24 protein-coding genes and 1 tRNA gene are annotated in these 24549 nt (G+C 43.0%); 24 read left to right on the top strand and 1 reads right to left on the bottom strand.

Going from position 1 to position 24549, the window contains the following annotated elements:
• Positions 1-150 precede the first annotated feature (150 nt).
• From OCV63_RS01520 to OCV63_RS01425, 20 genes are all read left to right on the top strand, one after another.
• Positions 151-693, top strand: a complete 543-nt coding sequence (locus OCV63_RS01520) for a hypothetical protein (protein WP_158361672.1) — start codon at positions 151-153, stop codon at positions 691-693.
• 253 nt (positions 694-946) lie between these two features.
• Entirely contained in the window at positions 947-1306 is a 360-nt protein-coding gene (locus tag OCV63_RS01515) for a hypothetical protein (RefSeq protein WP_055304423.1), read from the top strand.
• A gap of 35 nt (positions 1307-1341) precedes the next feature.
• Complete coding sequence (locus OCV63_RS01510) at positions 1342-1887, top strand: hypothetical protein (RefSeq protein WP_158361669.1); 546 nt, start codon at positions 1342-1344, stop codon at positions 1885-1887.
• Positions 1888-1900: 13 nt separating this feature from the next.
• The gene (locus OCV63_RS01505) at positions 1901-2266 is read left to right on the top strand and encodes a hypothetical protein (RefSeq protein WP_158361667.1); all 366 of its coding nucleotides are present in this window, start codon (positions 1901-1903) and stop codon (positions 2264-2266) included.
• 60 nt (positions 2267-2326) lie between these two features.
• A complete protein-coding gene (locus OCV63_RS01500; RefSeq protein ID WP_158361664.1) occupies positions 2327-3049 on the top strand; it encodes a DUF4314 domain-containing protein in 723 nt (240 codons plus the stop codon).
• Positions 3046-3519: a hypothetical protein gene (locus OCV63_RS01495; protein WP_158361661.1), complete on the top strand. Its 474-nt coding sequence runs from the start codon at positions 3046-3048 to the stop codon at positions 3517-3519. The genes OCV63_RS01500 and OCV63_RS01495 overlap by 4 nt, the downstream gene beginning before the upstream one ends.
• Positions 3520-3714: 195 nt before the next feature.
• Entirely contained in the window at positions 3715-4614 is a 900-nt protein-coding gene (locus OCV63_RS01490; RefSeq protein ID WP_158361658.1) for a hypothetical protein, read from the top strand.
• Positions 4615-4618: 4 nt separating this feature from the next.
• Complete coding sequence (locus tag OCV63_RS01485) at positions 4619-4996, top strand: ribonuclease H family protein (protein WP_158361655.1); 378 nt, start codon at positions 4619-4621, stop codon at positions 4994-4996.
• Between the two features lies 1 nt (position 4997).
• Complete coding sequence (locus tag OCV63_RS01480; protein WP_158361652.1) at positions 4998-6026, top strand: hypothetical protein; 1029 nt, start codon at positions 4998-5000, stop codon at positions 6024-6026.
• 10 nt (positions 6027-6036) lie between these two features.
• Positions 6037-7230 carry a DUF3854 domain-containing protein gene (locus tag OCV63_RS01475; RefSeq protein ID WP_158361649.1) on the top strand — a complete coding sequence of 398 codons (1194 nt, stop codon included), beginning with the start codon at positions 6037-6039 and terminating at the stop codon, positions 7228-7230.
• The gene (locus tag OCV63_RS01470) at positions 7227-7499 is read left to right on the top strand and encodes a DUF5983 family protein (protein WP_158361646.1); all 273 of its coding nucleotides are present in this window, start codon (positions 7227-7229) and stop codon (positions 7497-7499) included. The genes OCV63_RS01475 and OCV63_RS01470 overlap by 4 nt, the downstream gene beginning before the upstream one ends.
• A 394-nt stretch (positions 7500-7893) precedes the next feature.
• Positions 7894-9135, top strand: a complete 1242-nt coding sequence (locus tag OCV63_RS01465) for an RRXRR domain-containing protein (RefSeq protein ID WP_158361643.1) — start codon at positions 7894-7896, stop codon at positions 9133-9135.
• 196 nt (positions 9136-9331) lie between these two features.
• A complete protein-coding gene (locus tag OCV63_RS01460; protein ID WP_158361640.1) occupies positions 9332-9964 on the top strand; it encodes a hypothetical protein in 633 nt (210 codons plus the stop codon).
• 26 nt (positions 9965-9990) lie between these two features.
• Complete coding sequence (locus OCV63_RS01455; RefSeq protein ID WP_158361637.1) at positions 9991-10356, top strand: hypothetical protein; 366 nt, start codon at positions 9991-9993, stop codon at positions 10354-10356.
• Positions 10350-12257 (top strand): P-loop NTPase family protein, encoded by a 1908-nt coding sequence (locus OCV63_RS01450; protein ID WP_158361634.1) that lies wholly within the window; start codon positions 10350-10352, stop codon positions 12255-12257. The genes OCV63_RS01455 and OCV63_RS01450 overlap by 7 nt, the downstream gene beginning before the upstream one ends.
• A gap of 48 nt (positions 12258-12305) precedes the next feature.
• On the top strand, positions 12306-14492 hold the full coding sequence (locus tag OCV63_RS01445) for a VWA domain-containing protein (RefSeq protein ID WP_158361632.1): 2187 nt from the start codon (positions 12306-12308) through the stop codon (positions 14490-14492).
• A gap of 195 nt (positions 14493-14687) precedes the next feature.
• Positions 14688-15038, top strand: a complete 351-nt coding sequence (locus OCV63_RS01440) for a hypothetical protein (RefSeq protein ID WP_158361629.1) — start codon at positions 14688-14690, stop codon at positions 15036-15038.
• Positions 15039-15117: 79 nt separating this feature from the next.
• Positions 15118-15411 (top strand): hypothetical protein, encoded by a 294-nt coding sequence (locus OCV63_RS01435; RefSeq protein ID WP_262670583.1) that lies wholly within the window; start codon positions 15118-15120, stop codon positions 15409-15411.
• A 94-nt stretch (positions 15412-15505) separates the two neighbouring features.
• Positions 15506-15823 carry a hypothetical protein gene (locus OCV63_RS01430; protein WP_158361623.1) on the top strand — a complete coding sequence of 106 codons (318 nt, stop codon included), beginning with the start codon at positions 15506-15508 and terminating at the stop codon, positions 15821-15823.
• A gap of 1 nt (position 15824) precedes the next feature.
• The gene (locus tag OCV63_RS01425; RefSeq protein ID WP_158361621.1) at positions 15825-16178 is read left to right on the top strand and encodes a hypothetical protein; all 354 of its coding nucleotides are present in this window, start codon (positions 15825-15827) and stop codon (positions 16176-16178) included.
• Between the two features lie 281 nt (positions 16179-16459).
• On the opposite strand, the gene OCV63_RS01420 is transcribed toward OCV63_RS01425, so the two are convergent.
• Positions 16460-17236 (bottom strand): sigma factor-like helix-turn-helix DNA-binding protein, encoded by a 777-nt coding sequence (locus tag OCV63_RS01420; protein ID WP_416861991.1) that lies wholly within the window; start codon positions 17234-17236, stop codon positions 16460-16462.
• A gap of 664 nt (positions 17237-17900) precedes the next feature.
• Between OCV63_RS01420 and OCV63_RS01415 the strand changes: the two genes are divergently transcribed.
• The 4 genes from OCV63_RS01415 to OCV63_RS01400 all read left to right on the top strand — a co-directional run bounded on the left by OCV63_RS01415 (position 17901) and on the right by OCV63_RS01400 (position 24487).
• Positions 17901-17974: transfer RNA gene (locus tag OCV63_RS01415), tRNA-Arg, on the top strand.
• A gap of 185 nt (positions 17975-18159) precedes the next feature.
• The gene (locus OCV63_RS01410; RefSeq protein WP_158361618.1) at positions 18160-18765 is read left to right on the top strand and encodes a cytidylate kinase-like family protein; all 606 of its coding nucleotides are present in this window, start codon (positions 18160-18162) and stop codon (positions 18763-18765) included.
• An 18-nt stretch (positions 18766-18783) separates the two neighbouring features.
• Positions 18784-21273: an efflux RND transporter permease subunit gene (locus tag OCV63_RS01405; protein ID WP_158361616.1), complete on the top strand. Its 2490-nt coding sequence runs from the start codon at positions 18784-18786 to the stop codon at positions 21271-21273.
• Positions 21263-24487: a coiled-coil domain-containing protein gene (locus tag OCV63_RS01400; protein WP_158361614.1), complete on the top strand. Its 3225-nt coding sequence runs from the start codon at positions 21263-21265 to the stop codon at positions 24485-24487. The genes OCV63_RS01405 and OCV63_RS01400 overlap by 11 nt, the downstream gene beginning before the upstream one ends.
• Positions 24488-24549: the final 62 nt, after the last annotated feature.

Below are 24549 nucleotides of genomic sequence, written 5' to 3'. Positions count from 1 at the left end.
ATCAAACGAGGTGTCAGGAGCCATACAGTGCTTCTGGCACCTTTTTTGTAGATTTTTTGTGAATTTGATTAAAAAGTCCTTGACAATTTGTCTCTGGGAAAAATGCGAAGAACTTAGTATTTTTGATTTTATGTAGAAGGAGAATCACGAATGAGAGAAAAACCATATACCGTAAAAGAATTTTTTGAGAAGGTAAAAGAAAAAATTTGCAATGAAGGAAACTGGCCAGATGGTATTGATTATGCATTACCAGAGAACAAAGAACTGGAAATACGGTCATCTGAATTTAGTGTCGTTTCTCAAGTGGCTTATGGAGGTAGTGAAGGGATTTATCTGGATATCTATTTGGATGGATCCATAGATGAAAAACAGGAAAAATATAGTCGGATGAGAATTGCAGTCATAAAAACATTAAACGAATCAAGAGAGGCCATGCGAATCATGGCAAAACTTGGGGCAGACTGGGTAGTAGATGTGACAGCGATTGTAAATGAGAATATGGAAGATTTTACCTGGGATGGCTTTAAAGTGCAGGTCTATAATTCTGAGGGACGCAAATGCCTAGGATATTATTGTATGGACAAAGAACAGGCCAGAAAATTTTATGAAAAGTATTCGGTAACATATAAAAGAGTTACTTTATGCGATATGGAGTCCAGAAAAGTTATCTGTGATTCAGCAGCGAAAAAATGAAACTAATATGTAGCTACCGTAAACTTGACATAAATTACAAAATTTGCTATTCTTGCATCATAGACTTAGTAAACAGCGATTGAAGTATTAGGCTTCATGGAATAACGAAATAATTTTAAGGCGTATTTTACCTATTTGTAGGAAAATACGCCTTTTTTGTTACTCTTTTTACTGAGTTTTGAATAAGCGGGAAAGGAGAAAAGCAGAAAATTAAGGCGTTACACACAACAAAATTAAGAATGGAGGTAGAACATTGAAAAAGATGTGGGCCAGAGTTGGAATATCATTTGATGTTCCGGAGGAAAAATTTCAAAAAATCCTGAAAGAAAGGAAAAACGGAAAGGCAATAGGGGTGATACTGTCAACTTGCAGACAGCAGTTCGATGGTGAAAGTTATTTGCCTGCAGATACAGAAGATAATCCGGATGAAATTGACTTGGAATATTTGCCACCCAAAGAATCGGATCCGTATAAAGCCAGACTTATACAGGAACATATGGAGAAGATGGAACGTGATAGACATTATCGTGTCCAACTTCGGGGAACTGCAGAAGGAAGCGTAATCAATGTTTCAAGGCAGGCATTACAACTATTGCTGGATTATTATTCGTAAAATGTTTGGCGTGAAGCCTGACAGGAGGATGAGAGATGCAAGGTAAAAAGACGGTACAGGAACTGGCAGGTGAATTGAATCAACTTCTGGCACGGTTTAAGCGTAACATAGATGCAGTTGGAAGCAGAGAACTTTTGAAAGAAAATTATGCTGCAGCTTATAAAAAAGCTGTAGAAGTATTGAGAGTAACTGCCAACAGCTATGTAGTCGCACTGCTGGAATCTCATGTATGGCCTATTCATCCAGATTTTGAAAAAGAAGAGATGGAGATTATAAAAAATGTAATCGAATCTTCGGGAATGGTAAAAAAAATGAGCAAACGGATGATGCAGCAATTCAGTGTGGAAGGACTTCCAGAAATGGCAGATGAATTGTATTGGCTCTGCAGGAAAGAAATAGAGCCGTATACGGCACTGAAAACAGGTTTCATCATAGACTTTTCAGATCCATCAAGCGAGTGGCTGGAGTACAATTTGCTTACGCGAGAGGTTAAAAAGGATGGCAGGTGGATTCCGATCAATGTAAATTGGGATCATACATCATTTGTGCTGTTTGAAAAACAAAAAAATTCACATTTATAGGAGAAGGATGAGTATGAAACAAATATTATTTCAGGATAAAGAATCAGGATTAAACCATGTGGGAATTTTAATGGATGATGGAGATGTCATTTGTGGCTGCTGTGGAGGCTTGGTACCGGCAGATGAAGTGAATGAGATGGTTACAATCATCGAAATTTATGATAAATGGATTTCACTTGATCTACTTATGGACAAGATGAAACAAAGCGATGGAAAGCCGAGAAAGATTATCAATGGTTGCATGAATCTTGAACGAGGAAAAGGAGCTAATATTCTCATGGGAGATCGGTGGTTTCATACCTCATATGTGCAGGATTTCTATATCGTAGGTGGAAAAGTTTACATAGAAACTGAAAACACAATTTATTGCACAAAATAAATCTGATGGATCCGGGAGCATATGTCTTCCGGATCTATTGTTTAGAGAGAGGAAAAATTGATGGATAAGATAATAGAGATTATGCGTAAAAAAATTAAAAAAGGAATGATTCTTGAGCTTACAAGTAAAATAGAGGATCCGTATTCTCCGAAAGAAAAAGGAAGCCGTTTTATGGCAGAGTATATTGATGATGCCGGTCAAATTCATGGGAAATGGTCAGATGGCGGTTCCATAGCTCTAATCTGCGGGAAAGATGATTTTGAAATAGTTGAAATGAATGAAATTAGTTCCTTATATGAGAAATTGATTAAGGCAGGTGAGGATCCGGAGCATAATGAAACATTTCTGGAACAACTGTGGGAAAGCATGGAGGATATTCCGATGGATCCTAAATCGGAAAAACTTGAGCAAGGTTTTTGGATGTTTCCGTCAGGTACACCGAAGATGAAAATATGGAGTTGGTTCGATGAGCGATATCCATATGGTGTGATTAAACTGCTTAATATAGTGGAAATGAAAAAAGAAGCGACACCGTTTATCTCGGATAGTAATATACTTCCTGCTGGATGGAAATGGAGACATTATTGTGACGGAAGCGGGAGCTTGTGTACTCCGGATGGAAATACCTATTTGTCATATGATCTCGAAACAAGAGAATATATGTTTGCAAACATGGCATGGGAGTTTTTCCCAGATTATCCGGAACACATGTCACGGGATGAGTTTGTTGAATTTGCAGAAAAACTTATAAAGAAAAAATTAGAAGGAGAGAATAGGCGATGAAAAGAATTGTGGAAAAGCAGTGTCCAATATGCGGAAAGGTTACCTACATGGTGATTGATGCGGAAAATTATGATCAGGTGATGGAGTACATGGTTGCGCTGTATTTTAATACAAAACGTAAAATGGTCCAGAAGGCACTTCCATTTTTAGATAAATTTGGGCGTGAATTTATAAAAAGTGGTTATTGCCCGGAATGCCAAGAGGATTTATGTAATTCTGTACTGGAGGACAAGAGCAGCTATTTTTCTTGTTCAGATATTGATAATGAAGTATTGGATGAATTCTTTGAGGTTGTTTATAAAATTGGTGCCGTCAATGCACTTTCGTCTGATAAAGCAAATACTTTATCAATGCATCAGAAGCTCTATATTGCCAACGCATTTGAAGTTTGGGAACGGCTGCAGGTGGACGATTCTGGTAAGATCATTCTGGTTTCCGAAGTTTCCGAAGATGAGAAAGGGAAATCTTGACATTTGAAAATATTGGATGTAGAATACAGGCATAGACTTAGCATATCATAGTGGTGAGAACCCAAAACAACGAAATAATAATAAGGACTTATTATGCATTTATTGTATATAAGTCCTTTTTTTGTTGGGAAAAATGCAGGTCTTTTACATAGATGTAACCTGATGACGAAGCCAAAGAAAGGAGGATTACTTACAGTGATAAGTAACCAGATTACGAAATTCCAGAATAACAAAAAATTAGTGGAATTCGTGGACAAAATGAATCCAGCAGCGCCAAGTGCATATGCACACTTGCACGCCGGACAGGAGGAATTAGCAGAGGGAGAGAGAAAAATATATTCCCTGATTGGAGTGGGAATAGCAGATTACTCTCAAGGAACTGGAGAAGGGAAAACACAGTATGCTACATTTAATCTTTCGCCGTGTGATGTAAAACAGATAACTGCCAATATTGCAAGGGAAATAGACAAAGTATTTTTAAGAAGTGCGTTTTCTTATGGATACAAGCAGAATTCATTTCTGATATTCGCAATTTCTGTCTTTTCAGCATGGGTGGAAGAACACATAAAACGACTATTCAATTTCCTGAATATGAATTTTTCTTTTCCCGCACCGGATGGAAGCCAAAAAGAAAATCTGATTTTTGCAGCCAATAAGAGTATTGATCGTAATGCAGGTGGAGCGTTGGCCCAAGATCCCTATTCTAAGAATAAGGAAATCGTGATTTATACGGGGGATAAATTGATAGCAGCCTCGAAAGATCAGAATGGGAAAAGCCCAATGTCCAGGATTGTGATTAAGCGATGCGGAAAAGACAGCGCAGGAAATCCGAGGCGATCACCGTGGCAAATAGCCATAAGCAACGGGACTGCAGTAGCAGTGAAGACAGGAAGCGGAGGATTCAAGGCGAAAGAAGACAGTTACAAAACGGACAAGTTTTTGTTTGTTTGGCTGACTGATGATGAAATTGAAAAGTTGTTTCGGTCCGTATGTGATTATATCCGCGTATTTGAAAATACAATGTGTTATCAAAACATAAAAGCGGGTAGATCAGAGTTGGAAGAGACACGAAAAAAGAAAAGTCAGGAGCGATAGTGAAATGATAGCGGTATATTGTGATGGGAGCTACCATGCAGATACAGGAAAAGCTGGGATTGCGGTAATACTTTATCATAATCAAGCTCCGGTTTATTTATTAACGGATGAGGTGGTTGCAGCAAATCCGACGGATGCAGAAATGGCAGCTCTGGAAAGAGGAAAATCTGTTGTGGAACTGCTATATCCGGAAGAAAGCTATGAACTGTATACGGACTGCAACAATGTGGTTGCGAAAAGCCAGAAAAAGTTGCAATCAATAATAAGGTGGATTCCAAGAGAAAAAAACATGGTTGCAGATGCATTAGCGTGTTGCGCTCACAATTTCAGCGTTGAATATAATGCAGATGCATTGAACTTACTTTTGAAGGAGAAAAAATAATATGAGAATGTATTTAAGAGAATTGGATTATGATAACACTTTGATTATGCTGGCAAAATTTATGGAAATAAGAGAGCAGAAGCCATTTTTCTCAACGGACTCATTGCTGTTATGGTTGAAAAGTAGTCTGGAAGATGGAGAAAAGCTGAATATTAAATCAACAGCAGAGGATGCTGCAGATGGAGTCACTGTGAACGTAAATATCCAGATTATTAAAGGGAATGAAACGGTTCATGAGGCAGAAGGGACAAGCAAGAGTTTTACTGATTCTCTACGGCCGGATGTTAGTTATGACAGTCGGAACTATGCCTATAAAAACGCCTATGCAGATGCATTAAAAATGGCTCTTATGATTCTTGGATTCTCATCTGAAACACTTTTGATGGAACTTACCTGTGCAGAAGTGATTACGGAAGAGGGGTTAAGAGACAAGATCCGGATGACTGAAGAAGAAATGGAAATTCCGGAAGTGACTGGAAAGACAACTTTTGTTACAAAGAATGTTGTAGAAGAGACAGAGGTAGCTTGCCGGGCAGCAGAAAAGAAAGCTGCAGAGGAGGCGGAGATGGCTCGCCAGGCAGCGGAGAAGAAAGCTGCAGAGGAGGCAGAAGCGGCTCGCCAGGCAGCGGAGAAGAAAGCAGCAGCGGAGGCAGAAGTGGCTCGCCAGGCAGCGGAGAAGAAAGCTGCAGAGGAGGCAGAAGTGGCTCACCAGGCAGCAGAAAAGAAAGCAGCAGAAGAGGCAGAGGCGGTTCGCCAGGCAGCAGAGAAGAAAGCTGCAGAAGAGGCAGAGGCGGCTCGCCAGACAGCGAAGAACGGTCACAAATTAACTATTGAAGAGGCACTTAACTATAAAACACCTGCAAATGCCGGTGGCCCTTATAGTGGCAAACCATTTAGAGATATTTATGATCAAAGAGGTAAGGCTGCAGTTATTTCTTTTGCAAAATATTATTTATCCAAAGCAACTCCAGAAGATCCGATGGTGGAAGTGTATAGAACGCTGCTGGATGGAGCTATGGAGCTGAAATAGGAGGGTATTTATGGAGGAGTTTACTTTCTCCGTATCGGATGTATTAGACTATCTGGGCGTGCAACATGCACGCTCAGGAAGCAGAGATACCGAAGATGTGGTTTGTCCGATATGCAAAGGGAAAAAGCTGCATGTTGTTTATTCCAAAAATCTTGCACGATGCAATAAATGTGGAGCTGGTGGTGGTATGTTGCAATTAGCTTCAGATGTTTTAGGGATCAGCCGTCCAGAAGCAGCGCGTTTGATTGCAAAGTCTACAGGAGAGTTTCAGGAAAAGCTATCAGAAGAAAGGACTTCATCACGAAATATAGCAAAATCAGAAGATGAAATAAGCTCTGACTTTGCTAAACATAAGGCAGTTACTGCAGATATTGAAATTCGTGATCGGACTTATGCAATGTATCTGGATATGTTGTCTTTGTCAGAAGCTCACTTAAATGATTTGAGAAAAAGGGGACTTAATGATATTCAGATACAAAAATTCGGATATAAGTCAGTTCCGCTGATTGGTAAAGAAACATATCCCAAACGGCTGCAGGAACAGGATGCGTTGTTGCGAGGTGTTCCAGGATTCTATTGTAAAAATTATGTATGGAAAGCCAATATTGGCTGGATTCATGGCTTTTATATACCGGTAAAAGATATAGAGGGACGAATTCTGGGGCTGCAGATACGAAAAGATTCTTGTGTGGATAGCAAAAAGTATATTTGGTCAAGTTCATGGTCTGATAATTTCCTGATGGACCAGGGAAGCAATTTGGAAGGAATTCCGAAATTTCATCATGTGGGATTTCCGAAGGATGGGGACATTCCGATTATAGGGCTGACAGAAGGACCGCTGAAAGGCGATATAGCACACTCACTGGGATATAAGTATCCCATTATAGCTCTGTGTGGTCTATCGAATCAGTTGGGCTTATATGATGAACTTCTCTGGCTCAAGGAAAACAGAGGGCTTTGCGAAGTTCAGGATCTGACAGACATGGATAAATTTAAGCCAGACGAAATGCAAGAGGATGGAACGGTAAAAATCAATTATGTACGCCGCTGGTGTGATCAGATTTCCAGTAATATTGAAACGTTGGGGATCAGATGTCAGCGCTTCCGCTGGGATATCAGATATAAGGGAATTGATGATTATCTGCTAGTAAAAAATAGGAAAAAGGAAGAGCAAAAAAGCCATGAGAGAGAGGGAAAACTATGATTAAAAGATACTTGGATATTTGTACCAGCCATCTTAGAAAGGAAACGCTGGATGGATTACAACCGGACAAGTGGCCGTACAGTTACTCATATAAAGAAGGCGTGTTCATTACTGTGTGTGATGACGACGACAATTTTATGGCTGCTCTTCCGGAAGATCTTCAAATCCTGATAAGATACGCATGGAATCATAATATTCAGCTGATTCGTCTGGATCGTGATGCGGCTGAGAGTGAGGAACTTCCACGATATGACTGGTCTTCTATGTAAGAGGCAAACCCAAGTAATATATGCTGGATATCAAATGTAAAAAAATTACAAAAACGATATTGACATAGATGTAAAGGTAAGATAAGATTAAGACGTAACTGAGAGAATAGTAGTTGAATTACCTGTATAGCATATAAATATGCCATTCGACTACCCTCGGCGCAAGCTCCATTATCATCGAATGATATAGACACCTATGAGTATAAGCAACAACATCCAAGCTCGTAGCGCTGTGTCTGCAGATTAAACAGTGCTGGCAGGAAGGTACAGTGTCTGCAGAGAAAACCGATGAATAATATTGGGGATGGATGACTTACTGACATATTATGTCAGGCTTACCGCACTGAGGCTGTGATCAAACACAGCCTCTTTTTTTGATCCGGGAGGACAAATTATGGTTTATGTGATTGATAAACAGGGAAATCCGCTCATGCCTATGGAAAGATATGGGAAGGTGCGGAGAATGCTGAAAAGTGGTCGAGCAAGGGTATATTCTAGGACACCGTTTGTAATTCAGTTATGCTATGACATAAAAGAACCAAAATGTCAGGAAGTTGTCTTAGGTGTGGATGCTGGACACAAGGAACTTGCTCTTTCCGGTTGTTCGTCGGCACAGGAGCTATATGCAGCGAAAGTGATGCTCCGAACAGATGTTCCGAAGTTAATGGAAGCTAAAAAGAATTTTAAAAGACGAAGAAAAATCAATCGGCGTTATCGTGCGAAACGCTCACAAAACCGAAAGAGAAATTCAGAGCATGGTTGGGCTGCCCCTTCTGTAAAAGTAAAAGTTGATGAGATTATACAAGCGATCTTGCGTGTGAAACAGATATTGCCGGTTACAGAAGTGAGGATGGAGATAGCAGAATTCAATTATCCTCAAATCAGACAGTATATATATGATGGAATAGCGATACCGCATGAACTGGATTTATATGATGTGCGTCAATATATGCTTTGGAACTCTTATCATACATGTGAATCCTGTAAGGGAAGAGAAGATACGAAAAAGTTAATTGTAGTGGGCCAAGAAGCAAAAGATATGGTTGTTCTGTGCGCGAACTGCTATTTACGATATGAAGCTGGGAAAAAGAAATTGCCAAAACCTAAAATGAGAAAAAGTCCTGCAGATATTCCGGAGTTTGGAATGGTTCGCAAGTATTTGAGAAGAAGAATATATTCGGCGATAGATCCATCAGAAATTGTAGAGGTTTATGGTTATCAGACAAAGATCAGAAGAGAAAAATTCAAATTGCCATACTCAAAATTGAATAATGCCTTTGCAATAGCAGCCAGTACGGAGAGCCAGAGTAGTAGTGATAAGGTTTATTGCTACAAAATCCTGAGAAGACATAATAGGATGTTACATAATGCAACCGTACTAAAGGGAGGAACCAGAAAATTACATCAGGCTCCATATATTGTGAAAGGTTTCCGGCTCTGGGATAAAGTTCTGTTTGAGAATCAGGAATGTTTCGTTGCTGGAAGACGGAAAACAGGGTATTTTTTGCTGAAGGATATAAAAGGGAACATAGTACATACGGCAGCATCTTATAAAAGAATAAGATTGTTGGAGATGTCAAAAGGGTATATTGTAGCGGAATACAGCCGAAAAGAGTCTATGTTTGGGGCAGAATAAAAAAGAGTTGACCTTTGAAATAAAATCAGATATGATGTAGGCATAGACTTAGTAACTCAAATGAGTAGAAATGAACAACGAAATAATTCAAAGGACTTATTATGCGTAAAAGCAGAATAGGTCCTTTTTTGTTGTCTGTTTGCAAAAAAGTCTAAATTCATATTAAAGTGTCCAGGCCAGGACAGAAGGAGGAAAAATGGCAGATAACAACAGAACGTACACAACATGGATGCAGACCAAAGTCGGAGATAAGACAGTGGTGTATCTGGAAGGGTATGTGAGAGAGGACAGAGAAGGGAACACGGTAACAATTAAAGAGGTGAATGGAAAGGATGGTCCGGTAAATGTAGCAACCGTATTAGTATCAGTAACGATCGGTGATCGAAGGGCTGAGAATCTTTTAGGCTATGTGAATAAAGAGTACGGCAGCTATTTTGTTCGAATATCCATGTTTGGCTCGGTGTGTGATAGAATTCAGAAGTATGCTCCGGCAAAAAATCAGAGACTTGGATTCCTGGGAATGCTTAGTATAAATGAGTATGAGGGTCGAAATGGAGTTATGAAAAGCCTGAATTTGACTGCAAATGATTTTAAGGTTTGCACTGCTAAAAAAGAAGGTGGAGAGACACATAACCCAAAGCAGACATCAGCGAATAACAATCCTGAGCAGGAGCCGAAGAAAACAACTGGTAATCAGAAAGGTGGTTCTGCAAAAAAGAGTCAGCAGGAAACAGGACCGGTACACGATGATCCAGGGGCATTTGATATGTCGATCTATGAGAATGGTTTCACTAATCTGGATTTATCAGATGAATTACCGTATGACTAAAGCAAAAGAAGTGAGCAGAGGCAGGAATGAAGATTCTTGTCTCTGTTTTGATGTGGAGGGAAAATATGTTTCAACTATTTCATAAAGCAGAGAAAAAGAAAAGTTTTGATGCTGTAGTAAAAGATGAAAAGCGAAAAAACACAGAGAGTTGGTATAATGACATTTTCGAGAAGGTTGCAAGTGTATATCTGAACTTGCCGGTGACAGAAAATGAAATGACACGGAAGTATCCTGGTGAGATCTTATGTGAGAATATAGCGACTGTTCCGGAAAATATAGATCTGGAAGTTGCTATGAGTTTGTTCCGGAAGGATGGAGTGGCTACAAAACTGGACGATCAGGGACGCTTATTCTTGGTCTATCGTGCAAAGGAGGTGGCTGCTTCGTGTTAAAATCAATATTTTTGGTATCCGGTTCAGTTATAACTACTAAGGAGCCATTTGAGGATTCGGTAGCCGTAAAATCATATATGATGCAGATGAAAATGTCACAGGACTCGTTTGGAAGTTCTAAATATGCGGTTTCCCAGGGAAACACCAATATGCGTCTGTCATATTTCCCGGCATTGATCGAGGCTGTCATGGAATATGTTTCTATGGAAGAGAAGCTTTCAAAGGGAATTGTTCCGGAAGCAGCTGTTGGCGAGGCTGAATCGGGAGAATATTTGGTTGAGTATCCTGGCAAAGAAGAAATGCTGCAATTAGGCAAAGCTGTAAATAGAAATGGCCGTTGGGAATTTAAAATTGCTGTGGTAAGAAAAAATGCGGTCTCTATCAAAGGCGCTGCTGCATACGAAATAGGAAAGGCTGGTAATTATGAGCAGGTTATGTTCTTCGCTTTGATACCAGAATTCCTTAAAAATGTAGAGTTCAAGGAAAAGTACGAATACTTCCGAACGTCTCTGTTAGATTATCAAAAAAGTACATCTGAAACTTCCAAGCATTCATGTTGGGAAGCGGCTGCAGTTCTTTGTGATAATGTTTATCAGAGATGCACATATACGGATAACTGCAATGCCATAGACGGAAGTGGAATGAAGATTGTCTGCCAGGATCAGGGGACACAAGAACTTCTTTCCATAAGCGACATCGAAAATGTTACTGTAAAGAAAATGCACGCCGGAGGCGAGTTCAAGAAATTTGCCGGAATGGTGAAAAAGAATGTTTTAGCTGGACATAAAATGGCAGAATTACAGTTACAGAAGAAATGGACAGTGCGTTCTATTACCGATGCGTTTGTTCGAAATCCAAACAGACAGTTGACAGATAGCGAAAAACTGATGATGCAGGCTACAGCGGCAAAGTTGGGAGAGTGGTACCAGGTACCGAAGCAGCTTGTAAAAGCAGCAATCGCGGCCAAAGCTACATATGGAAAGACGATTGCTTTTTCCAATTTCTATTTTTATGGAGAAGCTGGTGGAGGAAAAACAAGTGCAGCAATGGCATTATCCCTGGCATTGGGAATCCCATATGTGTCGATCACTTTTTCTGCCAATACTGAAATATTAGATCTTCTGCAGAGCATTGCTCCGGAAACCGTAGATGAAACTGGAAATGTGTGTTCAGTCGCTGAATTGGTAAAAGAATATCCAGACTCTTTGAGCTGTGCATTGGATCCAGTTGCAAGTTACGAGAAAATCACAGGCAAACATAAAGATGACGCTACACCAGAAGAGGCTATGGCAGCAATTTTTGATAAAATCGCTGCAGGAATGAATACAAGTGGCCAAAGATTTAAGTATGTAGATAGTCCGTTGGCCAAGGCTTTTCGGTATGGCTATCTGGTAGAACTACAAGAACCCAATATTGTAGCAAATCCGGGAGTAATTGTTGGACTAAATTCATTATTGGATAGAACGGCAACTATGGTATGCCAGAGCGGTGAAATTGTGAATAGGCATCCAGATTTTATTGCGGTGGATACTACGAACAGGAGTTATGCAGCATGTAGGGATGTAAATGCATCTCATTTGAGCCGATTTCATATGGCATTGAGGTTTGATAAGCCGTCAGATGATGAGATGATCGAGCGTATTAAGTCCAATACAGGATTTGATGATACGAAAACGATTCGCAAAATGCTGAAAGTACAAAATGCTATGTGCAGGGTACTTCAGACCAGTGGCGAGGAGAACTACTCATGTGGAACCAGAGAGTTATGCAACTGGATTTCGTGGTATGTACTTCTGGGAGATGCTTATGAGTCAGCAAAAGATACGATTATTCCGCTGGCTACTCAAAATGAAGAACTGATGTCAGAGCTGGAGTCTTGTGTTTTGACAGAATTTGTTTAAACAGTATTTGAAGGATCTGCGTTGTCAGATCCTTCAGAAAGGAAAAATATGAAATTTGAAGGATTACAAAAGAAGGTATCGCAGTTCATGAAAAATTTGACTGCAGATACTTTTTTTCAGTCAACAGAGTATTTGGAATACTTACAGAAAATGGTGCAGGCAGTATTGGCACGGTGTTTTCAGGAAGCGGGAAAAATAAATCCCCCCAGAATAAAAGTGCAGGTGCTGTATGAACCAGAAAATAAAACAACAGCTTGCACAGACAGTAATAGTTGGATTTTGCTCAATGCGGCATATAAGCTTATCCGAAACGTACCGGATTTAAAAAAGCAATTCGAATTAAGCATTGGAATGGTACTGCATGAACTTAGCCACGTTCTTTTTTTAGATGGTCTGGGATGGCATAATTTTTTCGTGGATTATGAAAAAGCGGGAATAGTTCGGAAAATGACCTTTTCAGAACCGGATATGCAGACAGACTATGAAGAAATGCAGGCCAGGATTAAAGACAATGGCATTATAAAGAAAATTATAGGCAAGGATTTAAAATGGCTTGAAAATGCAATGAACGATGCTATTGATGAATTGCTGATTTCTGAGATGATTTCAGGTTATTATACAAAATGTTTATTTGTTCTGCGGGAAGAAATGTTTGATAAAGCTGAAACGATGGAAGAGCGATTGAACAAAAAGTCTGCAGATGAAGGACCAGAAGCTGTGACAGTGAAAAAAATCAGCTCACTTATGATGCAAACGCTGTGGTATTCAAAATATGGTAAAACAAAGCTTGGAAATGAGTTGAATATTTCCCCAGATCTTCTGATAGATTTAGAGAGAATCAAGAATATCATAGATGCTCATGGAAACAGTAATAATACAGTGGCGATAGAAAACTGTATTATTACCATAGCGACAGTTATGTGGCCGTATTACAGGGAATTATTAAAGTATACGGACAGCACTGCAGAAAGCAGCCAGGGACAGTCAAAAGACGAGGGGCAAGAGCAGAGCCGAGATAATGAGTCGTCTTCTTCTGGGGAGAATTCGTCTGAAAAGAAAGCTGAATCAGAGCAGAATAATTCTATGAGTACCGGAACATCAGAAAAAAATGATGCCGAAAATGGGAAAAATACAGAACCGTTGGAAGCAATGATGAAAGAGCAAGAGAGCATGAATGCCTCTATGCCCTTTACAGAGGCGCAAGGAAGCTCATATAAGGGAATTTTGAGAGAGCATGAACCAGATATGGAGAAAGCTACGAAAAGGGCACAGAAAGCCTCTGAGAGCGTGCAGGACGGTGAAGCGAGTTCTTTTGCTGGAGGGACAGAATTTGATAAAATCTTAAAAGCTGTGGCTGAAGAAAATGCCAACGTTGCATATGAAAAAGAAAAATGTCAGGAGCTGCAGACACAGAAGCGAGAAATCGTCAAAGAAATCAGAAGAGAAGATTCATATTATGATCAGGGATTTCAAATAAAGCGAGAAAGCAATATCCCGGATACCTATGAAGTTCTTTATAAACTAATTGAAAAAGAGGTTTGTAAAGTGGCGAACGCTTGTTCTAGGCGATTGGAGAAAGAACTGGAGGAGCGTAAAATTAACACCAAAATGTCCGGGCAATATATGGGATACTTGAACAAAAAACAGCTTTACAGAACGGATGGACAGGTATTCTATCGCAACCGTATTCCATTTGAAAAACTGGATCTGTCATTATGTATTATAATGGATGAATCAGGCTCTATGAGAGGAAATCGTATAGAAGCTCTAAAAAACATGGCGGTTTTGGTAGATCTGTTTGTGAGAAAACTTGAGATCCCATGTTTAATGTTCGGGCATTCCACAGGAAGAAGCGAGGGGACGATAATGTACCATTATCGGGATTTTGATTCCTGGAGTAAACAGGACTCGTTACGATTGATGGGAATTACGGCCAGGGGTAGGAATAACGACGGTCATGTTATTGCATACGCCATTCAAAGAATGATGGAGAGAGAAGAAAGGACAAAGGTGATCATTGTTATATCAGATGGACAGCCGCACGAGACAGTTCATATGAGAGATACGATTCAAAGAGGCAGAAAGGCAGGTATAAAAATCATTGGCGCAGCAATCGGAGATGATGCGGAAAATATAAAAGCTTTGTATGGGGAAGAAAATTTTCTGAATATAACAGAGCTTAATAATCTTCCGAAATCTATGGTTGCACTGATAAAAAGATATATTGTCTACTAAAAAGAAGATATTGACAAATATAATATTAGTATTGTATTCTGAGTGCATAGACTTAGAAGATACCTGCAGTAAAGTGTGGGGAAGAAAACAATATGAAATAACCAAAGAACCAGTTTGCCTATTGGGTAGATTGGTTCTTTTTTGTTTTCTGGGTCTAAAATTTTACAGCCCAGAAAGGGCAGAAGGGAGGCCAAAATGTTGGCTAAAGATGTAGTTGTGTTGTTGTTTGGAGTTCTGATCGGGGTGGATCTAGTTTTTCTTGCGTGGTGCCTGTACTGGCTTAGAATTGATACCTTGAAAAACAGATATCAGATTTACAATCTACGAACCTTGAAAAGACATCATCGGGCAATGAAACTAGAAAAGAAAAAAAGAAGGAGGGATAAAATCAAGGTATTCATTCAGCTTTTGAAGTGGAATTTATCTCTGTTCTCAAATAGGACGAGAAAAAAAGCCTGGCTGGAGGTATATGAGATATCGGTAAAGGGCATAGAAAAAACCCAGATCAGACATCAAAAATTACTTTCAGATATCAGGAATTCTTGATCGAAAGCCGGAAGAGGTGGAGACAGCCTCTTCCGGCCTGTACATGGAGCAAATAATTTCAAAAGAAGGGTATGAGCTGATGAAAAGATTTTTTATTATCAGTTGGAATGAAGAATATCTGGAGGCAAATTTAGTTGGTGGCCCCTTTGAAGAAACGGAGTGTGAACAAGAACTGTGTCAGTGTTTACTTACCGGTTTGGTAAAGCTTGGAGTTGCTTCAGATGAGACGGAAGCTCAAAGTATGTATGATGCAGCTGCAGGAAATGACATGCCGAGCGAAACATTAAGTGTGCATTCCACGGGTGGAAGCATTCGTTATGGAACTGGGTATACAGAATTTTACCAGATAAGATCCTGTGATATTCCTGTATGAATTACCTTTACAACGAGTAAATATGATGGCATAATATTATATAGTACAGTAAAACACTATAAATATTGGAATATTAGGAAAGGAGCTTTTCGCTATGGCAGTAAAAAGTGTTTCCAGAAAAGGATATAAAGTTGAAATAAAGTTAGATCTGGATAATCTTTCGGCGAAAGATAGAGATAGTCTTTGCAGGAGAACAGATAGTATTTTCTCATCTGAAGAATTAGAGTGTAAGGTTTCTACCTGTGGAACGAGAACATATCTTGGAAAGGGTCATACACAGGATTATGGAAAGTTCTGGGCTGCGATTTTTCAGTTGAAGACTGCAAAAGATATATCTGCACGTTTGAAAGAGTGTACCTGGTATAATGGGGAAGAAAGGGAGAATCTGATTACAGATTTTATAAGGAATTAGTATGGATAGTTCGCAGCGTAAGGGGATCAATTTCGATCTCAATACGGAGCAGTTACAAAAATATTATCCAGTGTCTGCTTCTTGGAGAAATGCTTATACAGATGTTAAAGCTTTTTTTGAAAGCAACGGATTTGAGCATATACAAGGCTCTGGATATCATTCCAAAGAGGCAATGTCTGAGGCGCAGGCAATGGCTGTCATATACAAAATGATAAAAGCGTTGCCGTGGCTCAATTACTGTGTTAAGGTTTGCACTATATCTGATGTTCCGGAACTGTTTGATATTTCGCATGTATTTGAGCGAGAAGCAAGAGAACTGGAAGCAAAGAAAAAACGCAAAGACATTGACAAATAGCATAGAGTATAATTTGGAGCAAAATGCCAGTTCATTTACGAACTGGCATTTTTTGTAGGATAAAAGCTATTTTGGTTCAGTAAGAGAAAGGTTCCCTAAATGATACTGTGCGCGATCCTGATCCGTGGTAGAGGATTTGCATTGGGTTTGAGAAGAACGGCAATAGGGACAGAACGGAGCTTTCAGGCCGGCATTTGTAGTTTTCTCACATGAGACAATGAATTCCCCACCACAGTCATCACAATAATATAAAGCTAGGTTTGCGTAGTAATAATACTCATTTAATTCGAGCATGAAAGATCCTCCGTATATTTTTGTTTATAGTATTTCCGGATTTTTTCCAGTATTACATAGGCACGTTCACGGGATACATGTAATTCCCTGGCTATGGCGGTCATAGAGGAACCTGTCATATATAATTTGGCGAAATCAGAGTAGGGCAGCTGCGGATCCGTAAGATCCAGACGGTTAAATTCTTGTTCCCTGGATAAACGCTTTTGACAAGTCGAACAAAGGCGTTCTCCTGATGTGGGGCAGCCACATAGTTCGCAAGAACATCTTTCCAGTGAAGATGATTTTGTAGAGACCGGTACATTCAAGTTTGCTCTTTTTATAAAGTGATGTATCATTTCTCTACTGTATCCGTATTTTTGCCCGATTTTCTCATATGAGTCTCCATTTAAGTACATTGAAATAATGTCGCGGTTTTCTGGAGATAATGTATCCAGAGCAATGTTTTCAAATTCCTTCCTGCGCTGGAGCTTTTTCTTGCACAACCGGCATAACGTGTCAGAGGTTTTGATAGTGGCACCACATTCGCTGCAAAAATGTCCCGACAAACGAGTGGGACTCCAATACAAATTTGCAACATCACAGTTGGTATAATCATCATCCTTGGCCAGAACGTGAGAATAATTGTTTGGGTTAGGAATGAAGTATTTGGCAACAAGTAGATGTAGAGAAAAACAGGATTGTTTTCCTTTTTCAGTGGTCAAAACTACTTTTTTGGTGATACGTTTTTGCTTTCGTTGAATAAAGGGGGAGATGAATTTGTGCATAGATGTAGAATATATTTTCCCATCTGGGAATAGTCGATACCGTCCATCAAATATGAGAACAGGGGTTAATGCTTCCATGATAGTCCTCCTTCATATGTAAGAATAGTAGCATTTTAAAACGTGGAGGTCAATATTTTCATGCATACTTGACAGAGGAAGATGCGTACATATATTATATATGTAAGGTTGAGTTGCACTTAATGCAAGAGGTGCATAGAGAGGTGCAGAATCTATCAGAGGGTAAAAATCTCCTTTCTTTAACGTATATTTTTTAGATTAAAACGGTTCGATTCCGGTTGCCGGCATGAAAGAAAAGCTCCGAATTCTTACAGAAGATGAGAATTCGGAGTTTTTTGTATACCTTTACAAGGTAAAATGGAAATGGCATAATAAAAGGAAATGAACGGACCGCTGAGTTTATAAGGGAGGATTTCTATGCCGGAGCATGAAATAAAGAAACTGGAAAACGCGGTATATGACGCCGCTTATGATATTGAAATGAGTACCGGGGTAATGAAAAAGCGAAAACTCGAAAAACATATGAGGTGAAGCTGCAGGAGAAAAAGACAGAAAATTCTGAATTTAAAAAACCACTTGCATTACCCCATGAGGTGTGTTATTATAATCAGGCAGTCAGGAAACATTGCTTGTGAATGACTGAAATGTGGGCGTAGCTCAGCTGGATAGAGCGTTTGGCTACGGACCAAAAGGTCGGGGGTTCGAATCCTCTCGCCCACGCTGAAGAAAAAGGAATTCTGAGAAATCGGAGTTCCTTTTTTCGTTTTGCGGAGTTATAATCAGAATTAAGGTAACACAATCCGGGAAAGTGTGTATTGCTATTTTCACAGGAGTTTGCTATATAATATAAGCAGAGTGTTAAGAGGGTATAAAATACTGGATTTTTGCGATCGGAGGAGGGTATTATGGCACATAAGATACTTACTATCGGAAGACAGCTGGGAAGCGGAGGACGCGAACTGGGGGAGCGTACGGCGGAAGCTTTGGGAATCCCGTTTTTTGACCAGAACCTGATTTCCATGGCCGCGGAGCGCGGCGATCTGGCGGAGTCCTATCTGGCCCGGTTCGACGAGAAGAAGCATAACCCCTGGATGTACGAGATGGTTACCGGAGGAAATAAGCATGTGCCTAAGGGAGCGCCATTACAGGAGGCCCTGTTTAAACTTCAGAGCGATGTGATCCGCCATATTTCCAAAAGAACCGATGCGGTCATCATCGGACGATGCGCGGACTACATCCTCAGAGAGCGGACGGACGCCAAAGTCTTAAGCGTTTTTGTCTCCGCACCCATGGATGCCTGTATCCGTCGTAAGATGGAGCAAAAGGGCATTACGGAAAAAGAGGCCGAAGCCCTGATCAAAAAGGTCAACAAGGATCGCAGAAAATACTACGAATTCCATACAGGAAAGGACTGGAGCGCCCCGGACAGCTACGATATCTATCTGGACAGCAGCAGACAGTCCATGGAAGAAATGACAGAAGTTCTCGTAAAACGGTTTAACGAGCTATAGGCAGAGGAGCATTCTATTATGGAAGAAAAGAAACAGAAAAAAAATCCCATGGTGAAGATCGCGACCTTCATCGTGGATAAGCGCAACCTGTTTTTCCTGATTTACATTGTGGCGCTTATCTTCAGTGTTTTCGCGAAATCCTGGGTAAAGGTTGACAATGAGCTGACCGATTATCTGCCGGAGACTACCGAGACCCGGCAGGGCCTGGATATCATGGATAAGAATTTCATTACCTATGGAACCTCGCGTATCATGATTTCCAATATTACATATCCCCAGGCGGAGGCCCTGGTAGATCAGATCGAGGCCGTCAAGGGCGTGGATCAGGTGGAATTTGACGACACCGAGGACCATTTCAAGGGAACCAACGCCCTGTATTCCATCACCTACACCGATGAGGCGGAGAGTGATGTGAGTCTGCAGGCTCTGAATGACATCAAGACCCTGCTGTCAGATTACGATGTGTCTGTGGCCGGCGAGGTGGGCAATGATATGTCCGTGACCCTGGCCCAGGAGATCAACGTGATCATGGCCATCGTTATCGTAATCATTATTATCGTATTGCTGATTACCTCCCAGACCTACGCGGAGATCCCGGTCCTTTTGATGACCTTCGGCGCGGCCATCCTGCTGAACCAGGGAACGAACTTCGTGTTCGGTGAGATTTCCTTCGTCAGCAATTCGGTGTGTTCGATCCTGCAGTTAGGCTTGTCTATCGACTACGCGATTATCATGTGTCACCGTTTCAGCGAGGAGCGGGAGAACCTGGAGCCCAGAGAGGCCTGCATTACGGCTCTGAGTAAGGCGATCATTGAGATTTCATCCAGTTCCCTGACCACCATGTCAGGTCTTTTAGCCATGATGTTCATGCATTTCCAGATCGGCTTCGACCTGGGCCGCGTGCTGATTAAGGCGGTTATCTTCAGTATGATCGTGGTATTTACCCTGATGCCCGGTCTTCTGATGCTCTTCAGCAAATGGATTGACCGCACCCATCACCGGAAGTTTATCCCGGATATCTATGGCTGGGGCAAAATTATTACAAAAATCTATCCGCTGCTGATGCCGATTTTCGTGGTGGCTATCGTATTTGGCTGCTATTTTTCCAATAAATGCCCATACGTATTCAGCCAGAACAACATTGATACCATTAATCAGAGCGAGGCGCATATCGAGGAGACGAAGATCAAGGAGAACTTCGGCGATACGAATATCATGGCGCTGATCGTACCGTCCGGCTATTATGATAAGGAAAAGGCGGTGCTGGAGGAGCTGGAGACTTATGACGAGGTAGACTACACCACAGGCCTGTCCAATATCGAAGTATCTATGGATGACGACGATGACGACAACGGCAGCTCTGAGAAATCAGATTCCTATATGCTGACAGATTCCCTGACGCCCCGGCAGTTCGCTGAGCTGGCGGATATGGACATCGAACAGGCGCGGATTATCTATTCGGCCTATGCGGTAGACAATGAGGAATACGGCCATATCATCAACAACCTGGACGGCTATGGCGTTCCGCTGCTCGACATGTTCCTGTTTGCCTACGATCATCTGGATTATGTAAACTTAGATCAGGATCAGGTAGATAAGCTGGACGATCTCCATGATCAGCTGATTAAGGGTCAGGATCAGCTCCAGAGCGACAAATACACCAGAATGCTGATTAGCCTGAACTTGCCGGAGGAAAATAATGAGACCTTTGAGTTCTTAAGCACCATCCGAAAGGTGGCGCAGAAGCATTACGGCGAGGACGCGGAGATCTATCTGGTCGGTAACTCCACCAGCGACTACGATCTGTCCAGCAGCTTCAGTCAGGATAACCTGATGATCAGTATCCTGTCGGCACTGTTCGTCATTATCGTACTGTTATTTACTTTTAAGTCAGTGGGTATGCCGATTCTGCTGATTATCGTCATCCAGGGAAGTATCTGGATCAACTTCTCAGTGCCTTATCTGACCGGTACGCCGCTGTTCTTCTTAGGATACCTGGTAGTAAGCTCCATTCAGATGGGTGCGAACATCGACTACGCGATTGTTATCGCGAACCGTTATACGGAGCTGAAGAAGGAAATGTCGATAAAAGAGGCCATTATCACAACTCTGAATCAGGCGTTTCCGACTATTATCACCTCCGGAGCCATCCTGGCGACTGCGGGCGTATTGATTGCGCTGATTACGACGAACCCGGCCATCTATGGCATCGGCGTGTGCCTGGGCCGTGGTACTATCATTTCCATGATTCTCGTTATGGCCATCCTGCCGGCCATCCTGATTCTGGGCGATAAGATTCTGGAACGCACCAGCTTCAATATCAAGTACCCGGAGCGGACCCACAGTGTCAGCGGCAAGGTCCATGTGGACGGCCGTGTGCGCGGTTATATCTCCGGACAGGTTGATGCGGAGATTCACGGCGTGGTAGACGGAGACATCAATGCAGTGGTGGATGTGAAGCAGATAAAGAAGCTGGATCAAGAGGAGGACGAAGAAGATGACTGGTAAAATGAGACATGCGGCGGGCGGACTTCTGGCGGCTGTGATGACACTGTCCCTGACCTTTTCTCACGGCGTGCCGGTGGTATACGCGGACGGTGAAAATATTACGGTTGCAAGCGTAGAGGAACTGGAAGAGCTGGCGAAAAACTGCAAGCTGGATACCTGGTCCCAGGGAAAGACGGTGACCCTGACGGCGGATCTGGATCTGACGGGTTCGGATTTCACGTCGCTCCCCACCTTTGGCGGAACCTTTGACGGAGGCGGACACACGATTTCCGGCCTGACCTTCGACGGGGACGGAGCTAACCAGGGATTTTTCCGATATGTGCAGGAAAGCGCGACAGTAAAAGATTTACATATAGAAGGAACCCTGACGCCCACCGGCAGCAAAAAAAATATCGGCGGCGTGGCAGGCAGTAACAGAGGCCAGATTCTGTCCTGTACCTTCGCGGGAACCATCGACGCCCAGACCAATGTGGGCGGTATCGTGGGTATCAATGAGGAGACCGGATCCATCTACAGCTCCTCCGTCAGCGGAAGCATCTCCGGAACCCACAGCACCGGCGGCGTCGTGGGCCGGAACCTGGGGCAGATCATCAACTGTTCCAACGAGGCGGAAGTAAATACCGGCGAGCAGGAAGAAGGAACGACGCTTTCAGATCTGAATGTGGATACGAATCTGAATCAGATCGCCAGCAGCGAAGAGAAGACAGAAATTCTGAATACGACCACGGATACCGGCGGTATCTGCGGCTATTCCTCCGGAACCGTGCAGAACTGCACCAATGAAGGAAAAGTCGGCTATCCCCACATCGGCTACAATGTGGGCGGTGTGGCAGGCCGTTCTGCGGGCTATTTAAGTGGAAATCAGAATTACGGCTATATCCAGGGCCGCAAGGATGTGGGCGGTATCACCGGACAGATGGCTCCGGATTTGACGCTGCGTTTCGATGCGGATAAGATTGAGGAGCTGCGCGGTGAAATCAATAAACTGGGCGATCTGGTGGATGACGCCCTGAACCATATGGACGATTCCCGTTCCGGCATCTCCGATCGGATGGATAAGATCTCCGATTATACGGGCGACGCCAAAGACAGCGCCCAGTCCCTGACCAAAAAGACCACCGAGTGGGCGGATACGAACCTGGAGAAGGTAAACAAGTCCGAGGCGGCTATCAAGGCGGGCGTGCAGGACGCGAAGAACGCTCTGTCTCAGATTTCCAATGTGTCCGGAAGCTTCAATGAGGAGATAAAGAAAATCAACGGAATTCTGGATACCATCAACGGGCCGGAGCATCAGAATGAGGTTAAGAGCATCCAAGACTCCATGAATACGGCGTCTGAGAAACTGGCCAGCGCGTCCAGAAAAGCGGCAGACGCTCTGAATGATTATCAGCAGACTTCGGATTTGGCAAAGCTGATCAGCGCCCTGACGGAGGCGTCCGGCGATCTGAGCGACGCTGTGAAGGCTCTGAATGACGCACAGAAAAAGCTGAACGATCTGTTGCAGGATCCGGATATTCAGGATGCGGCCAAGAAGGCGCTGGAGGGGTTGGGAACCATGACCTCCGAGATTGAGGATGCGCTCACCGCCATGAAGTCAGCCCTGGACAAGATGGGGGCAGATATCTCCGGCATCGATCTGTCTTTTGAAAAATTCGGCGACGATTACCGCGCCGAAGGCGACCGCCTCTATGCGGCCGTGGGCGGTATCTCAGAACAGCTGGAAAAACTTGGAGATCAGATTTCCGATATGACCGGGGACATGATCGACGATTTTCAGGGCATCAACGCCCAGTTCAATAAAGTGATGAATACCATGGTGGATCTGGTGACTGACGTGACCGATACCAGTGATTCTATCGAAGATAAAATCGTGGATGTGTCCGACGAAGAGATAGAGAAGACCACCCGCGGCAAGGCTTACGGCTGCCGGAACTTCGGTGAGATCGAGGGCGATGTGAACGTGGGCGGTATCGCCGGTTCCATGGCCATCGAGTATGATACAGACCCGGAGGATGATATCACGAAGCTGGGCAATAACAGCCTGAATTTCACACTGGAGACCAAGGCCATCATCCAGAGCTGCGTCAATAAGGGAGAGATTACATCCAAAAAGGACAGCGCTGGCAGCATCGTCGGCAATATGGCTCTGGGACTGTTGACAGACAGCGAGGGCTACGGCAGTGTCTTAAGCACCAACGGAAACTATGTGGGCGGTATCGCGGGCTATTCCGACTCCGTCATCCGCCGTTCTTATGCAAAATGCACCCTGGAGGGCGGCGACTATGTGGGCGGTATCGCAGGCTGGGGTAACGATATCCGGGACTGCTACAGCCTCATTGAGGTAACAAAGGCAGATGAGTACATCGGAACCATCGCGGGCGATGTGGATGAGGACGGCGAGCTGTCCGGCAACTACTTCGTAGGCGACGCCTACGGGGCTGTAGACGACATCAGCTACGGCGGCAAAGCGGAGCCCATGGAATTCGCGGAGCTGGCGGCGAAGGCTGAGATTCCCACCGATTTCAAGAGCTTCGAGCTGCGGTTCGTGGCGGACGACGAAGTCCTGAAAACGGTACCCTTCGAGTACGGCGCGGATCTGTCCGACGTGGAGTACCCGGAGATCCCGAAAAAGGACGGCTACAATGGAAAATGGGAAGAGGCCGATCTGTCCGATATGACCTTCTCCAAAGACCTGAACGTCCTGTACACCACCGAATCCACAGCGGTAGCCAGTGATCAGATGCGTGACCTGGCACACTCTACCTTACTGGCAGAGGGAACCTTCAGTCTGGACGCCAAGCTGGTGCTGGTGGAAGCTGAGGAAGATGTAAGTAATGTACCTACCAGGGGCATCGTGCTGGAGCAGTGGACTTCCACGTTACGTGATCCGGTTCTGACTGATGACGTCTCCTACAAGCTGCGTTTCATCGCGCCGGAGATGGCAGGCAAGCCGGGACTGTACCGCCTGAATGAGGACGGAACCTGGAAAAAGATATCCTGTCAGAAGGACGGCAGTTATCTGGTATTCGACGCAGACAGCGCTGAAATCACCTTCTGCGTGACCGAGGAGCCGGGCGGTGTGCTGCTGTACATCCTGCTGGGCGTTCTGGCAGTCCTTCTGCTGATTGTCCTGCTCGCGGTGAAGCGGCTGCGGAAAAAGAGAAACGCGAAAAAGGAAGCGAAGCAGCAGGAAGCAGAGGAATCTGAAGAATAAGTTGACAGAAAATACAGGAATGGGATATGATAAGGGCACTGAACAGATACCGTAGACCAGAG

It is taken from the genome of Laedolimicola ammoniilytica, assembly GCF_025567165.1.
In the GTDB taxonomy this organism is placed as follows: domain Bacteria; phylum Bacillota; class Clostridia; order Lachnospirales; family Lachnospiraceae; genus Laedolimicola; species Laedolimicola ammoniilytica.
The sequence above is the reverse complement of the archived record's forward strand: the minus strand, read 5'-3'. Positions and strand labels throughout refer to the sequence as shown.

Coding starts and splice junctions, on each gene's coding strand:
- OCV63_RS01460 (WP_158361640.1), top strand. CDS start 9,332: ATGGCAGATAACAACAGAACGTACACAACATGGATGCAGACCAAAGTC.
- OCV63_RS01425 (WP_158361621.1), top strand. CDS start 15,825: ATGGATAGTTCGCAGCGTAAGGGGATCAATTTCGATCTCAATACGGAG.
- OCV63_RS01410 (WP_158361618.1), top strand. CDS start 18,160: ATGGCACATAAGATACTTACTATCGGAAGACAGCTGGGAAGCGGAGGA.
- OCV63_RS01420 (WP_416861991.1), bottom strand. CDS start 17,236: ATGCACAAATTCATCTCCCCCTTTATTCAACGAAAGCAAAAACGTATC.
- OCV63_RS01475 (WP_158361649.1), top strand. CDS start 6,037: ATGGAGGAGTTTACTTTCTCCGTATCGGATGTATTAGACTATCTGGGC.
- OCV63_RS01465 (WP_158361643.1), top strand. CDS start 7,894: ATGGTTTATGTGATTGATAAACAGGGAAATCCGCTCATGCCTATGGAA.
- OCV63_RS01520 (WP_158361672.1), top strand. CDS start 151: ATGAGAGAAAAACCATATACCGTAAAAGAATTTTTTGAGAAGGTAAAA.
- OCV63_RS01500 (WP_158361664.1), top strand. CDS start 2,327: ATGGATAAGATAATAGAGATTATGCGTAAAAAAATTAAAAAAGGAATG.
- OCV63_RS01400 (WP_158361614.1), top strand. CDS start 21,263: ATGACTGGTAAAATGAGACATGCGGCGGGCGGACTTCTGGCGGCTGTG.
- OCV63_RS01445 (WP_158361632.1), top strand. CDS start 12,306: ATGAAATTTGAAGGATTACAAAAGAAGGTATCGCAGTTCATGAAAAAT.
- OCV63_RS01480 (WP_158361652.1), top strand. CDS start 4,998: ATGAGAATGTATTTAAGAGAATTGGATTATGATAACACTTTGATTATG.
- OCV63_RS01485 (WP_158361655.1), top strand. CDS start 4,619: ATGATAGCGGTATATTGTGATGGGAGCTACCATGCAGATACAGGAAAA.
- OCV63_RS01510 (WP_158361669.1), top strand. CDS start 1,342: ATGCAAGGTAAAAAGACGGTACAGGAACTGGCAGGTGAATTGAATCAA.
- OCV63_RS01430 (WP_158361623.1), top strand. CDS start 15,506: ATGGCAGTAAAAAGTGTTTCCAGAAAAGGATATAAAGTTGAAATAAAG.
- OCV63_RS01405 (WP_158361616.1), top strand. CDS start 18,784: ATGGAAGAAAAGAAACAGAAAAAAAATCCCATGGTGAAGATCGCGACC.
- OCV63_RS01435 (WP_262670583.1), top strand. CDS start 15,118: ATGAAAAGATTTTTTATTATCAGTTGGAATGAAGAATATCTGGAGGCA.
- OCV63_RS01455 (WP_158361637.1), top strand. CDS start 9,991: ATGAAGATTCTTGTCTCTGTTTTGATGTGGAGGGAAAATATGTTTCAA.
- OCV63_RS01495 (WP_158361661.1), top strand. CDS start 3,046: ATGAAAAGAATTGTGGAAAAGCAGTGTCCAATATGCGGAAAGGTTACC.
- OCV63_RS01505 (WP_158361667.1), top strand. CDS start 1,901: ATGAAACAAATATTATTTCAGGATAAAGAATCAGGATTAAACCATGTG.
- OCV63_RS01440 (WP_158361629.1), top strand. CDS start 14,688: ATGTTGGCTAAAGATGTAGTTGTGTTGTTGTTTGGAGTTCTGATCGGG.
- OCV63_RS01470 (WP_158361646.1), top strand. CDS start 7,227: ATGATTAAAAGATACTTGGATATTTGTACCAGCCATCTTAGAAAGGAA.